Source organism: Flavobacterium sp. FlaQc-28 (assembly GCF_044007415.1).
GTDB lineage: Bacteria > Bacteroidota > Bacteroidia > Flavobacteriales > Flavobacteriaceae > Flavobacterium.
Map to the genome: position 1 here is coordinate 62,027 of NZ_JBIPCM010000011.1, position 13,710 is coordinate 75,736.

General features: G+C 31.9%; 12 protein-coding genes. All 12 read right to left on the minus strand.

Features of this window, described 5'->3' with window-relative positions:
- From ACHRVL_RS21560 to ACHRVL_RS21615, 12 genes are read right to left on the minus strand one after another with little or no spacing between them, the layout of a single operon-like run.
- Positions 1–1,047 (minus strand): nucleotidyltransferase family protein, encoded by a 1,047-nt coding sequence (locus tag ACHRVL_RS21560; RefSeq protein ID WP_395415371.1) that lies wholly within the window; start codon positions 1,045–1,047, stop codon positions 1–3.
- Positions 1,044–2,147 carry a UDP-N-acetylglucosamine 2-epimerase gene (gene neuC / locus ACHRVL_RS21565; protein ID WP_395415372.1) on the minus strand — a complete coding sequence of 368 codons (1,104 nt, stop codon included), beginning with the start codon at positions 2,145–2,147 and terminating at the stop codon, positions 1,044–1,046. Before neuC ends, ACHRVL_RS21560 begins: the two co-directional genes overlap by 4 nt.
- Positions 2,144–3,166 carry an N-acetylneuraminate synthase gene (neuB, locus tag ACHRVL_RS21570; protein WP_395415373.1) on the minus strand — a complete coding sequence of 341 codons (1,023 nt, stop codon included), beginning with the start codon at positions 3,164–3,166 and terminating at the stop codon, positions 2,144–2,146. Before neuB ends, neuC begins: the two co-directional genes overlap by 4 nt.
- 3 nt (positions 3,167–3,169) lie before the next feature.
- A complete protein-coding gene (locus ACHRVL_RS21575; RefSeq protein ID WP_395415374.1) occupies positions 3,170–3,793 on the minus strand; it encodes an acetyltransferase in 624 nt (207 codons plus the stop codon).
- Complete coding sequence (locus ACHRVL_RS21580; protein WP_395415375.1) at positions 3,783–4,925, minus strand: LegC family aminotransferase; 1,143 nt, start codon at positions 4,923–4,925, stop codon at positions 3,783–3,785. Before ACHRVL_RS21580 ends, ACHRVL_RS21575 begins: the two co-directional genes overlap by 11 nt.
- 2 nt (positions 4,926–4,927) lie before the next feature.
- Positions 4,928–6,115, minus strand: coding sequence for a UDP-N-acetylglucosamine 4,6-dehydratase (locus ACHRVL_RS21585; protein ID WP_395415376.1), 1,188 nt, complete (start codon positions 6,113–6,115; stop codon positions 4,928–4,930).
- Between the two features lie 33 nt (positions 6,116–6,148).
- Positions 6,149–7,219 (minus strand): Wzz/FepE/Etk N-terminal domain-containing protein, encoded by a 1,071-nt coding sequence (locus ACHRVL_RS21590; protein ID WP_395415377.1) that lies wholly within the window; start codon positions 7,217–7,219, stop codon positions 6,149–6,151.
- A gap of 7 nt (positions 7,220–7,226) precedes the next feature.
- Positions 7,227–9,713 (minus strand): SLBB domain-containing protein, encoded by a 2,487-nt coding sequence (locus ACHRVL_RS21595; protein ID WP_395415378.1) that lies wholly within the window; start codon positions 9,711–9,713, stop codon positions 7,227–7,229.
- Between the two features lie 51 nt (positions 9,714–9,764).
- Positions 9,765–10,811, minus strand: coding sequence for a dTDP-glucose 4,6-dehydratase (rfbB, locus tag ACHRVL_RS21600; protein WP_395415379.1), 1,047 nt, complete (start codon positions 10,809–10,811; stop codon positions 9,765–9,767).
- A gap of 5 nt (positions 10,812–10,816) precedes the next feature.
- Complete coding sequence (locus tag ACHRVL_RS21605; RefSeq protein WP_395415380.1) at positions 10,817–11,812, minus strand: mannose-1-phosphate guanylyltransferase; 996 nt, start codon at positions 11,810–11,812, stop codon at positions 10,817–10,819.
- Positions 11,813–11,824: 12 nt separating this feature from the next.
- On the minus strand, positions 11,825–12,247 hold the full coding sequence (locus ACHRVL_RS21610) for an adenylyltransferase/cytidyltransferase family protein (protein WP_129023607.1): 423 nt from the start codon (positions 12,245–12,247) through the stop codon (positions 11,825–11,827).
- A 9-nt stretch (positions 12,248–12,256) separates the two neighbouring features.
- Positions 12,257–13,570: a nucleotide sugar dehydrogenase gene (locus ACHRVL_RS21615; protein ID WP_395415381.1), complete on the minus strand. Its 1,314-nt coding sequence runs from the start codon at positions 13,568–13,570 to the stop codon at positions 12,257–12,259.
- Positions 13,571–13,710 lie beyond the last annotated feature (140 nt).

Sequence of the window (13,710 nt, forward strand, 5' to 3'; positions counted from 1 at the left end):
TTAAAATTTTATGTTGTGAATATCAATGTGAGCTTTTTCAAAATCTTCGTGTTTTCCAACATCTAACCAATAACCTGAAAAAGGGAAAGAAATAACTTTTAGATTTTTACTAATTAGCTTTTCCATCAAATCTGTTGCATTAAAAAATGTTTCCTTTGGAATGAAGTCTAACATTTTCTTTTTAATCAAATATATTCCACCATTCGAATAATAGGTATAAGTCGGTTTTTCTTTAAAACTTTTCACTTCACCTTTAACTGTTTCTAAAACAGCATATGGTATATTGACTTGATATGGAATAGTTAAAACAGCTAAATCAGCATCTTGTTTGATAAATTCAAGAAAAAATTGCTCATAATCTATATTGGTCAACAAATCTGAATTTGTAACAAGAATATAATCGTGCTCAAAATTTTTAATTTGGGATACTGCTCCAATGGTACCTAAAGGTTCGTTTTCCCAAACATATTCAATTTTGACATTTTTGTTTTCACCTTTTCCAAAATGCTGCTCAATTTGTTCACCTAAATATTTTACAGAAACCCAAAAATCATCAATTCCAAACAAAGCTAATCTATCCAGATTATGTTCCATGATTGGCTTTTCACCAACTTTTAAAAGCGGTTTAGGAACGGTATCTGTTAGAGGTTGAAGTCTTTGCCCTCTTCCACCAGCCATAATAACAGCATCTATAGGAAGATAAGACCTAATTTTTCTAAAATTGATAACATTTACAACTTTACGCTTTTCATCAACAACCGGTACAATTCTAAAATCACCTTCGCGATATTCTATAATTTTTTTAAGATTATTTTCTCCTTTGACAATATATCTTGGATTATCTTGAATAATCTCATCAACATTACATTCGATTGTAAATCCTTTAAGTAAGCCTCGTCTAACATCTCCATCTGTTAATGCTCCTATCAACTTATCTTCGTTATCAACAACAAAAAGTATGGCATCTTGAGACAATTCATTGAACTTAAGTAAAGCTTGCTTTATTTTACTTCCTGAAAGAATTAAATGGTCTTTATAAATTCTCATGAAAATTGTTTAATGATTTTAATTATGTTATCTGCTGCATCTAGTTTAAAATAAATATTTTCGCCTATGTAAACGCCAGATTCTAAGGCTTTGTTGACAGAAGAAACGATCGCTTTTTCTTCAAATTCACAATTTATAATATTTTTGCTTTGAGCTCTTCCTTTTTGTCTGTCTCCAACATTAACAACATACTTTTCAAATGAAGCAGCTTCTAGAATTCCACTTGAAGTATTTCCTAATAATAATGCCGAATAATACATCGCTGAAAAGTAATTTATCTTACCAAAATTTTCAATTAGCAAAATTCTATCCGGAACCTCTAATTTTAATTTTTCGATAGCTTCTCTGTAAATCGATCCTTGTGTGTCAGCATTTGGCATTGTAATTACAATAAATCTATCTTTTGAAATATTCTTCAGAGATTTTTTCATCTCTTCAGCGTACCGAAAATTATCTTGCGAAGACATCGTTTCAGGATGGAAAGTAACTAGCACGAATTCTTCATCTGGTATTCCAAATTTCTCAAAAAAAGTTTGTCTTTCTATTGGAACAAAACTTTTAATATCATTTAAGCTTAAAGATCCTATCGTGAAAACATTTTGTGGAAAATCTAAAAGGTTACAAACTTTATCAGCAAATATATCTGTTGCCGTAAGATGAAGGGTTGAAGCCAAAGTAATTTGATGACGGTAAATGTTATCAATAGCTCCTAAAGTTGTTTCTCCTCCATGCAGGTGTGCGAATTTAACTCCAAAGGGAATTCCTGACTGAACAGCAGCACTCATTTCAAAACGATCTCCCAAACAAAATACTAAATCATATTTATGATTCTGCCAAAAATCTGCGAATTTTAAAACAGTTAGCCCATAAGAGGAAGCAATCGATTCTTCGCTATCGTTAGAAATTAAAGATGATATTGTATGAATGCAATTATAACTGTCTTTTTCTATATCTTTTAGCGTATAACCATGACTTCTGGATAAATGAGTTCCAAAGGCAATAATTTCCAGCTCAAAAAAAACATCGTTTTTAATCTTATTAAGCAAAGGAAGATATATACCGTAATCAGCACGTGAACTTGTTAAAACACCTAGTTTCATTGAATATCACAAAATAAAAGTTTATCAAATTCAGTCTTATCTGTATTCAGTTTTTTTCCAATCACTTTTTCCCATTCCATTGGAGAAATACCATCTCCTGGTCGCAATGGTATAAGATCATCATCAGTTAAAATATGTCCTTTTTGTAGATTCTTAGTTAAGTGAATGCTTTTTCTTGCAATAGCAATATTTTTTGTTTCACTTTCGCTTGGAGCTTTTTCCCCATCTCCACTTACAGCCAATTCAATATTGCGAATTGCCAAAACCATCTCTTTCAATTCATTTGGCTCTAAAGATGCAACATGGTCTGGTCCTGGTAAAGTTTTATCAAGAGTAAAGTGCTTTTCTATAATTTTTGCTCCTAAAGCAACAGCGGCAACAGGCACTTCAATACCTAGAGTATGATCTGAATATCCTATTGGAGTCTGAAATTTTTCTTTAATTGAAAGCATTGCTTTAAGATTAACATCTTTCATCGGAGTTGGATATTCTGTATTACAATGCAAAATTGAAATCATATCCTTCGATAGTCCAAATTTTACCAGTACTTCCAAGGCTTTTTCAATATCATTTTCCGAGCACATTCCTGTTGACATAATAACTGGCTTTTTACATAAAGCTACAGCTTTTAAGTAAGGATAGTTGCTTATTTCTCCGCTTGGTATTTTAAAAAATGTAAGACCTAAATCATTTAAATAGTTCACTCCCTCAACATCAAATGCTGTAGAGAAAAAATTAATATTTCTTTCTGAGCAATAAGACATTAATTCTAAATGATTCTCGTGACTTAACTCCAAATTCTTCAACATTGTGTACTGAGAATCATCACCATCATTAATATTTACACTTTGATACGTAGCTTTTTTTGCAGATTTACTTACAAGATTATCCGCTTTAAAAGTTTGAAATTTCACATAATCAACGCCAGCTTCTACAGCAGCATCTATTAATTTTTTTGCTATTTCTATATCTCCGTTATGATTTACTCCAGCTTCAGCTATAATAATTACTTTGTTCATTTTTTAAATTATTCTTCCAGGATTACCTACAACTTTTTTTCCATCTGGAATGTTAGTAATAATGACAGAACCTGCACCAATTATTACATCCTTCCCAATATTAACGCCTTGCTTCACAACTGAATTTGCTCCCACAAAACTTCTTTCACCAATTGTAACATTTCCGGCTAAAACCGCTCCGGGAGCAACATGCACTGCATCCCCCAAAATGCATTCATGTTCGATAATACATCCTGTATTCAAAATTACATTTTTACCGATTCTAGCGAGAGAATTAACAGTTACATTTTTATTAATAAAAGTACCTGATCCAATTGAAACATTACTGGAAATATTTGCTGTCTTATCAATAATAGTTTGAACAACTTTCCCTTTTTCTTCAATTAAGTTTGAAATATTTTGTCGTAGTTTATTGTCACCTATACCTATTACGAAAGGAATTTCTCTAGACCATCCGATAAAATTTGATTCTTTTTCAAATCCCAAATAAGTTAAATTGTAAGGATTTACATTTGCTTTTACTTTATCTGAATATCCAATAATATTTATACCGTCATTCAAAATAGTATCCGCAACAACATAAGCATGTCCTGAATATCCAACAAGAATCACTTCCTTATCTGACACTGCTCGGTATATTTACAATTCTTTCTTCTAAAAACTCTGCGTTGATTTGTTTATCTCTTTGACAACCATTGTACATTGGTAGACGATACATTAACTGCCAAATAGGTCTGGTCATCACTTTATTGTCATTTGTAGCTTTCAAAAACAAATCACGATCGGTCTTATTTTCTAATTCTAAACACATTAACCAATAATTAGCTTTTGTATCTGGAGTTTCTGTTCTAAATTTCATACCATTGCCTGAAAAGAAAGATTCATACTCCTTTGCTAATTTTCTCTTGTTATCAAGAAAATTAGTCAATTGTTCTAACTGCGCACATGCAAGAGCGGCATTCAAATTAGGCATTCTAAAATTATATCCCATCTCATCATGAACATATTCGTAAGCATGTGGAATCTTTGCCGTTGTTGTTAAATACTTTCCTTTTTCACCTAATTTAAAATCATTTGTAACGATAGCGCCACCACCACCACATGTAACGATTTTATTTCCATTAAATGAAAAAGCACCAAGCTTTCCAAAACTTCCTGTTGGTTTTCCTTTATATTCACTACCTAATGATTCGGCAGCATCTTCAAGAATTGGTATTTTCCAAGCATTACAAATTAGTAACAACTCTTCTAAATGCACAGGAAATCCAAATGTGTGCATTGGAAGACAGGCACTAATTTTTTTTCCTGTCTTTTTATTGTAACAGCCATCTTCACGTAAATCGCCAAATTCTTCCAAAAAAAGAGAAACTGCTTTTGGCGATAATCCCATTGTATCTAAATCTACATCTAAAAAAACTGGGGTTGCATTTTGATAAGCTATAGCATTTGCTGTAGCAACAAAAGTTAAAGCTTGTGTTAACACCTCATCTCCTCCCTTTACACCTATCAAACGCAAAGCAACCTGAATAGCGGCAGTACCATTTACTACTGCTACCGCTTTTTCTGTTTGAGTTATATTTTGCATTGTTTCTTCAAATTGATCAACATATGCACCTACCGAAGAAACAAAAGTACTATCAATTGTTTCTAATAGGTATTTTTTTTCATTACCGCCAAAACGAGGAACATGAAGTGGTATAAAATCATTAGTTTTATATTGTTCTTTTATAAAAACTATAGTACTATTAATGGCGTTCATAATTACATTTTTGAATCTAAATACTTACCCGTTTCTTTATGTCCAAAATTAGGAATCATTAAATGAAATAAATCAACAATTTCTTCCTTTTTCCATGTTTTGTTAAATTTCATCTTCGCTATTTTTTCTGAAAAATTTTCCAATTTGTCTTGTTCGAAATTAGCCTCATTTTTAATAACACCTAAATTTTCAAAACGTTCCTTATCTAAAGTTTCATTCTCTGTAAAAAATTCCTCAAAATCTTTTTCTCCGGTGGTGTCACTTGCTGTAAATAGACATGGCCATTTTTTCTGCTTAATCAAATCTTCAACATTGTTTCTTGCCTCTTCTTCATTCTCACATAAATGAGGTTCATAACCCATTTCAGCTAGATATCTTATAGCAATATCTGCAAAAGTGATCAAATGCAAGCTCTCACTTAATTTAGGAAAGAAAACATCTCTATTTTCTCCAAAAATACACGACATTAAACATAATTCTCCCGATTCTTTTGGCGTGACGAAATATCTTTTAATATCATTTGGAGCCACAATTGGTTGTTTTTTTATAATTCTCTGGTTAAAACCATGCAATAGTGACCCATCTGAAAAAGCAACATTTGCAAAACGAGCTGTTGAGATCTTAATTTGCTCGCTTTTACGCATTAAATACATTTCCATAATTCGCTTCGAAGCCCCCATCATGTTTACAGGATTCGCTGCTTTATCAGTTGAAACGCAAAAATATTTTTTTGTTCCATTGTCAATTGATTGTTGCAATGTTTTTTCTGTATTAAAAACATTAACATCAATCATTCTCATTAAGGTAAAAGGATCTTTTTCGCTACGAACATGTTTTAGTGCGGAAAGATTTAAAACATAATCAAATTGACCATCAGATTTAATAAAGGCATCATATTCGATTGAACCAATGTCTAAAGCAAAAGTTTGAAAATCACCATCAATATAACCGTAAGAACTACGAAGGTCCCTAACTAATTCTACCATATTGTTTTCGCTGATGTCAACAACATGCAGTTTTGCAGGATTCCGTTTAAATATCTCTTTAGTTACGGCTTGTCCTATTGAGCCAGCACCACCAATAACAAGAAAGGAACATTTACTGACAATTTCTGATAATTGTTTTTCGTAAGCCGAGATATCTTTACCAAATATTTCTTCCTGCCTACCTATTAATTTAAGAATATTCATTTATATTTTATTAAATATTATTTATAGAAAAGCTTAATGAAATATTAATTTAAACAATCGCTTAACTATTAATATAAATACTACTAAAAATCCTGCGATAAAACCTCCTATCACTATTCCTTTTGCTTTCCCTAAACGCTCTTTATATAATGGCAAAATAGGTCTATCAATAACTTGTATTAGTGGAGTTTCTCTACGCAAAGTAACTTTTGCTAATTCAGATTGTTTTACTAATTCTGTAAGAATCGCAGTATTTGCCTGAACATCAACTTGCCTTCTAGCCGAAGGAGCTCGACGTACATTTAAAGCCGGATTTAAATTAAACGTATTATCGTTGGCCACCGCAACTCCAGTTATAGCTCCATTTAGCTCACCTCTAACAGAATCAACTTGACGCTCTAAGATTGCCATATTCAATCTAGCTTTTTTGCTTTTTGTTTCAACATAAAATTCACCAACTTGTCTGGCCAATGCTTCACAAAAAAATTTAGCGAATAATTCATTAGTTGAAGAAACATCCATTGTGATGATCGATACTTTTTTATCTTTTTGAGAAACTAACAAATCCTCTTTAGACAAATTCTTATACATCATTCCCATAATGCTATCCTGATCTCTTGTAAAACTTTTACGATCAACATTAGGCAAAAATTTAATAGATTTAAATCTAGGTTTATCATTCCATTTTTTTCTCCACTTATTATTTTGAATATACATTTCAGCCAGGGAGATTACTTTTCCATCTACTATAACTGATGTTAATAATGTTTTTTCTACCATTGATCTGGACTTAAATAGTTCAGTCAGGTTGGAAGCTGTAAAAATACCGCCACCGCCAGCGCCTAAATCTAAACCAAAAGAACTTGCCAAACCTAATGCTCCACCCAAACCTCCACCTCCTTTTTCATCTTCTAATGCAAATGTTAATGTAGCTGTATAAACTGGCTTCTTAATAAATGAATATGTCAAACCTAAACATGCTCCAATTACTCCAGCTAAAACAATAACCATCCACTTAGAAAACAAATATGAATGCCATTCCTTAACTTTTTGTATTAACTCTTTTAACGAAATTTCATCGTTCTCAATAGCTTTCTTTTCCATCAAAAATTTATTTAAAAGCAGTAACAATTAACAATGCCAAGCTAGAGATTACACTACCAATACCTACCCATTCTCCAGTTGACATCTTTTTGGTTTCAGGTTTTTCAGGAACTACAATTTGAGAATCAGGCTCAACTTTCGGATAAGATCTAAAAAACAAAAAAGAACTAGTTACCGCTGCCTTACCATTAGGATAAATTATATATGCTTTTTTCTTCCAACCTTTATTATCCACACCTCCAACTGAATTCAAATAGTACTTAAATCCTTTCCCACTTCTATATGGAATCTCAGAAGTTAGCAATACATTTCCAGTAACTTTAACACCCTCATTATAAACTGCAACCTCAATTTCATCACCAGGAAATAAAGTTACATTTGAATAATGGTTTTTATCTTTTACTATTTTCTCCCAATTTACAGGAATTGTAGCATATTTTAACTCATCTCTAAGCTTTTTAGATAATTTTGAATTAAGTGTATCTTTCCCTTTTGTATTTAATTCTTTTCCATCTTCAGTAAATTGTTTCTTGTCCAGATTTAAATTAATACTTTCTAATTGCTCAATCTGTTCTATTTTGATAGGTCTTTTAATTTTCATTCCATCCAAATTAGCAATAGAGGTTAGCCCCCCCGCTCTCATTACTACATTATAAACGGTTTCTTTTTTATTGGCTAAAACATACTTTCCTGGATATGTAACAGCACCACTCACTTTGACCATTTCTGGTTTTTCATACACTGCCATTTTACGTATGTTAATCACGTCAAATGGCTTCAAAACAAAATTTTTAACCTGTTCGTTATTGTCAGCCGTAATTTCGAGTTCTACTAATTCAATTCTTTTTGGATCAGCATCGTCTATAACATCTGACTTTACCATTCTTGCAATCTCCACTCTCTTAGAAGCAGAACCAGTCAATCCGCCTACCTGAACTACTAAATCGTTTAAAGTTAAATTATCAAAATAATCGTATTTTCCAGGATTTTTCACCTCTCCGTCAATAGTTACTTTATACTCTTCTCTAAAATCTAAAATAGAATAAACTGTAACAATATCTTCTCTTTTTAATTCAATATCTGCATTTAAATTCCCTGATAAAGCCATACTCAAATCTACATTTACTATTTCTGTAGTTAAATCTGTTTTTAAACGGATAATTCTTGCTCTTTTTGTATATGCATCCTCCTTTAACCCCTCTGCTCTCGTAACAAGATCTGAAATTCGCATTCCTTCCGTATATGAATAATAATCTGGCCTAAAAACAGCTCCTTCAATTTTAATACGATTTTCAAATCGATTTAATATTTTGGTCACTTTAAAAACATCTCCAGATTGTGGAACATAAGAACTATATTCACTTTCATTGATATCATGAACTTTAAACTCTTTACCAGTTTTCTGAAGCACATTTACTGAGGCTGTATAAGCAAATTCATTAAAACCAGATGCAAAGTTTAATAAATCTATGAATTTCTCTCCCTTTTTCATTTCAAAAATTCCAGGTCTTTTTACTTCTCCTTCAACCGTTACTCTTTGACTATAAGCAGGAATTCGAATAACATCGTTGTCTTTCAGATTAACATTATCTGACTGATCACCTTTTACTAAAAACTTATAAATATCAACATTTTTATAAACTCTATTATTTCGGATTAATTCTATATTTCTGTAACTGCCATTTTTACCAGGGCCTCCTGCTAAATGCAATGCATTATAAACAGAAGCGAGAGAAGAAATAGAATAATTCCCAGGCTGTTTTCCGCCCACTATTGTTACTTTAATAGTTCTTATATCACTTAAACTAACACTAACCTGAGATTGTCCAGATCTAACTGTACTATAAACTTTTGCAATTGAAGCTTTTATTTTTTGAGACGCAGCTTCTATTGACATTCCAGCTACTGCTATTTGTCCAACATTTTGAATTGTAATTTTACCTTCAAAATTTACCGGAACAGTATCATCAAATTGTTGAACACCATATACACTAACTTCCAATTTATCTCCTGGCCCCAATACATAATTTATAGGTGTTGCCATTTTCAAATCAGGTTCAAAATTTAAAGTGGGATTATCAAATAACTCGGATCCAAAAATCAGAGCGTTTAATGAATCTTTTACTTTATCATTTTTAATTTTTTCTTGTTTCCTTCCAAACTCAGAGTCCTTATCTTCTGCTTTTGTTTTGTTGTCTTTATTCTTATCTTTCGAAGCGTCTTTCGAATTTTTCTTTTCAAATTCAGCAAGTTTTGCTCTCAACTTGTTAAATTCAATCTGACTCATCCCTTTTGATAAAGCCATAGATTCTACCTGATCAATTGTCGCATTATTACTCTTTAGCTGTGCACTAATTTTAGCCAAATCATCATCTGACAAATAATCCACTTTTACTGTACTCAAATCCTTTGACTTAAGAATATCCTGTGCATTTGTATTAAAAGATACGAGCAAAGTAAAAAACAAAATAAGAACGTATATTATCTTTTTCATATTTAAATTATATTTTAACCATTTGGTTTAAAAGAAAAAATTATTCATTATCTAAGAATATTGTTTTTGATAATACTCTTTGTAAGAACCTGAAGTGACATTTTGTAACCATTCTTCATTATTCAAATACCAATTGATGGTTCTTTCCAATCCTTCTTCAAAAGTAACGGAAGGTTTCCATCCTAACTCTCTATTAATTTTTGAAGCATCAATGGCGTAACGTAGATCATGACCTGGTCTATCTTTTACATAAGTAATTAACCTTTGGGAAGTACCTTCATTTCTTCCTAACTTTTGATCCATTATTTGACAAAGCAGTTTCACCAAATCAATGTTTTTCCACTCATTAAAACCCCCAATATTATAAGTTTCATGATTTTTTCCTTTATGAAAAATTAAATCAATTGCGATAGCATGATCTTCAACAAATAACCAATCACGAGTATAATTCCCATCTCCATAAACTGGTAATGGTTTATTATTGATAATATTATTGATAAAAAGTGGAATTAATTTTTCTGGAAAATGATAAGAACCATAATTATTGGAACAATTGGTTAAAACATAAGGCAAACCATAGGTTTCTCCGTATGCTCTTACAAAATGATCAGAGCTTGCTTTTGATGCTGAATACGGAGAATTGGGATCATAAGGAGTTGTTTCCGTAAAAAGACCTTCAGCCCCAAGCGAGCCATAAACTTCGTCTGTACTAATATGATAAAAACGTTTATCATCAAAATTGCTTTTCCATTGCTTTTTTGCCGCGTTGAGCAAATTCATTGTACCAATTACGTTTGTTTTTACAAATGCTAAAGGATCTTCGATAGAACGGTCAACATGTGATTCGGCTGCTAAATGCAAAATGCCATCAAAATTATGTACAGTAAAAAGTTCATTTATAAAATTCTCATCAACAATATCACCTTTTACAAAATGATAATTAGGTTGATTTTCAACATCTTTAATATTCTCAAGATTTCCAGCATAAGTTAAAGCATCCAAATTAAAAATTTGATATTCTGGATATTTAGTTACAAAACGTCTTACTACATGAGAACCAATAAAACCAGCACCGCCAGTTATAAGAATTTTTTTCATTTTATTTAATTTAATAAATCTGAATTTTGTCTTTCTAATTCATTGTATATATCCTTAACATCTTGCGAATTTTCCTTCTGTAAAATTAGATTCGCTGTATCAGTATGCACAAATATAGTATTCCTCAATCCCAAAAAAGTTGTATGAGTATTACATCCAATAGTCATATTTCCATTAGCATCGATTGGATGTCCTTTTAAAACAAGATATTCATAAACAGATTCAAATGACCCCAAATCTGACCATGAAAAAGAGGCTGGAACTACTTTAATTTTTTTACTTCGTTCCATTACCGCATAATCAATACTTATAGATGGAATTTGCATTGATAGATCTAAATCTAAAAAACCTTCTTTGTTGGAATCCCAAGCAGCTTTGGATCTTTCATACACTTCAGGCTGAAATTGCTTCAATTCTTCCAAAAGAACTCCTGCTTTAAAACAGAACATACCGCTATTCCATAAGAAATTACCACGTGCAATAAATTCTTTCGCAGTTCTTTCATTTGGTTTTTCACGAAAAGAAATTACTTTATCTCCTTTTGATTCTATATAACCGTATCCTGTTTCTGGTTTTGTTGGAATAATTCCAAACGTAACAATAAAACCTTCTTGCGCTTTTAAAATGGCTTCGCTTATCGCTTTATTATAATCCTCCATTTGATCAATAATATGATCCGAAGGTGTTACGATTAATATATCATCTGAATTTGATGCAAATGCTGCAAATGCAATAGCAGCAGCAGTATTTCGCGGTGTCGCCTCTACTATATTAAGATATGTTGTTTTGGTCTTGTCCATAACCCTACCACTCAAATGATGGTTATCAACATTCCCAACCACCATCACTTTATCTGCTAAATGACTGTTACGATCGACTGTCATTTCAAATAGAGATTTATTTTCAAAAATTTCTAAATATTGTTTGGGCTGACTTTTTCGAGACAGCGGCCATAATCGGCTTCCTACTCCTCCAGTTAATATTACATGCGTTATGGACATTCCTTTTGTAAATTATATTTTTTTCAATTGCTTTTCAGCAACTTCTTTTCTAAGATTACTACTTGAAAATCGGTGATCTCTCCCATTAAAATACAACGTTATCCCTTTTTGTTCACAATACGCACGTCCTGTGAAATTTTTATCACGATACTCATCACCTATAATACGAACATCAATCTTAAACGAACGTAAAATATCTTCCAAATCCTGCTCCGATGCATAAGGCACAATTTCATCAACAAACTTACAGCCTTTTAACTGTATGTATCGTTCCACTACAGTTTGAGAAGGACTATTTTTTTCAGGACGATCCAATGTTGGGTCCGTTTGCAAGCCTACAATTAAGTAATCACATTCTCTTTTTGCTTCTTCTAACATTTTAATATGTCCTGCATGTAGTAAATCAAATGCACTAAAAGTTATTCCTACTTTCATAATTTTAAATTATAGTCTATTATCTGCTAATATTCCTAATACTCCTTTTACATCATATATTAAACTATTATCCTTTTGTAATTCTGAGAAATTTAATTCTAAAAATGCAGCATGTGCGACACCTAAAACAATAGCATCAAATTTCTCTGTCGGCAAAGAATCTATAGTTTCTAATTTATATTCTTTCTCGACCTCTTCAACATTAGCTAAAGGGTCGAAAATTGTAACTACTATCCCGTATTCTTTTAATGCCTTTACAACATCAACAATCTTTGTGTTCCGAACATCAGGACAATTTTCTTTAAACGTAATTCCAAGCATTAAGAGGCTTGCCCCGTTAACAGAAATACCTTTTTTTATCATTAACTTCACAATTTGTGAAGCAACATATTCTCCCATACTGTCATTTAAACGTCGTCCTGCCAAAATTATTTCAGGATGATATCCAAATTCTTGTGCTCTTTGCGCTAAATAATAAGGATCTACACCAATACAGTGCCCTCCAACAAGTCCTGGTTTAAATGGTAAAAAATTCCATTTTGTTGCTGCTGCTGCCAATACTTCTTGTGTATCAATATTCATTAAATTGAATATTTTGGCTAATTCATTAACAAATGCAATATTTATATCTCTTTGAGAATTTTCGATAACTTTAGCTGCTTCTGCAACTTTAATGGTTGGGGCTAAATGAGTACCTGCTGTGATTACAGATTTGTAAAGAGAATCAACTTTCAAGCCTATTTCAGGAGTTGAGCCAGAAGTTACTTTTAAAATTTTTTCAACAGTATGTTCTTTATCGCCTGGATTAATTCTTTCTGGCGAATATCCTGCGAAGAAATCTTCATTAAATTTTAATCCTGAAACTCTTTCTAAAACCGGAACACATTGTTCTTCTGTAACACCCGGATAAACTGTCGACTCGTAGATTACGATATCTCCCTTTTTTAATACTTTGCCAACCGACTCGCTTGACTTATATAAGGGTGTTAAATCTGGACGATTGTTTTTATCGACTGGAGTAGGAACTGTAACAATGAAATAATTACAATTTGAAATATCCTTGAGTGAGTCTGTGCAGAATAGACCAATTTCATCAGCAGGTTTATCTAACAGTACTTTTTTTAAAGTATCAACATCAACTTCTAAAGTTGAATCAATTCCAGAGTTTAAACTTTCGACCCTTGATTTGTTTATATCAAACCCAACAACTGAGTATTTTGTAGCAAATAGTCTAGCCAATGGCAAGCCAACATAACCTAAACCTATAACAGCTATCTTTATGTTTTCTTCCAATTCTACTCCTTTTTTATAAGTTTCATTCATCACAAATCACGGCTTCGCCTCTCTGAACCACATAGTTTTGGCACAGATACTCTAATTTCATTTTCGGCAAATATAAGATAATAAGTCAATTTATTCAATACGGTTTCCCGTAATACTAATAAATCTGACAAATAAAAAAC

Coding starts and splice junctions, on each gene's coding strand:
- ACHRVL_RS21560 (WP_395415371.1), bottom strand. CDS start 1,047: ATGAGAATTTATAAAGACCATTTAATTCTTTCAGGAAGTAAAATAAAG.
- neuC (WP_395415372.1), bottom strand. CDS start 2,147: ATGAAACTAGGTGTTTTAACAAGTTCACGTGCTGATTACGGTATATAT.
- neuB (WP_395415373.1), bottom strand. CDS start 3,166: ATGAACAAAGTAATTATTATAGCTGAAGCTGGAGTAAATCATAACGGA.
- ACHRVL_RS21580 (WP_395415375.1), bottom strand. CDS start 4,925: ATGAACGCCATTAATAGTACTATAGTTTTTATAAAAGAACAATATAAA.
- ACHRVL_RS21585 (WP_395415376.1), bottom strand. CDS start 6,115: ATGAATATTCTTAAATTAATAGGTAGGCAGGAAGAAATATTTGGTAAA.
- ACHRVL_RS21590 (WP_395415377.1), bottom strand. CDS start 7,219: ATGGAAAAGAAAGCTATTGAGAACGATGAAATTTCGTTAAAAGAGTTA.
- ACHRVL_RS21595 (WP_395415378.1), bottom strand. CDS start 9,713: ATGAAAAAGATAATATACGTTCTTATTTTGTTTTTTACTTTGCTCGTA.
- rfbB (WP_395415379.1), bottom strand. CDS start 10,811: ATGAAAAAAATTCTTATAACTGGCGGTGCTGGTTTTATTGGTTCTCAT.
- ACHRVL_RS21605 (WP_395415380.1), bottom strand. CDS start 11,812: ATGTCCATAACGCATGTAATATTAACTGGAGGAGTAGGAAGCCGATTA.
- ACHRVL_RS21610 (WP_129023607.1), bottom strand. CDS start 12,247: ATGAAAGTAGGAATAACTTTTAGTGCATTTGATTTACTACATGCAGGA.
- ACHRVL_RS21615 (WP_395415381.1), bottom strand. CDS start 13,570: ATGAATGAAACTTATAAAAAAGGAGTAGAATTGGAAGAAAACATAAAG.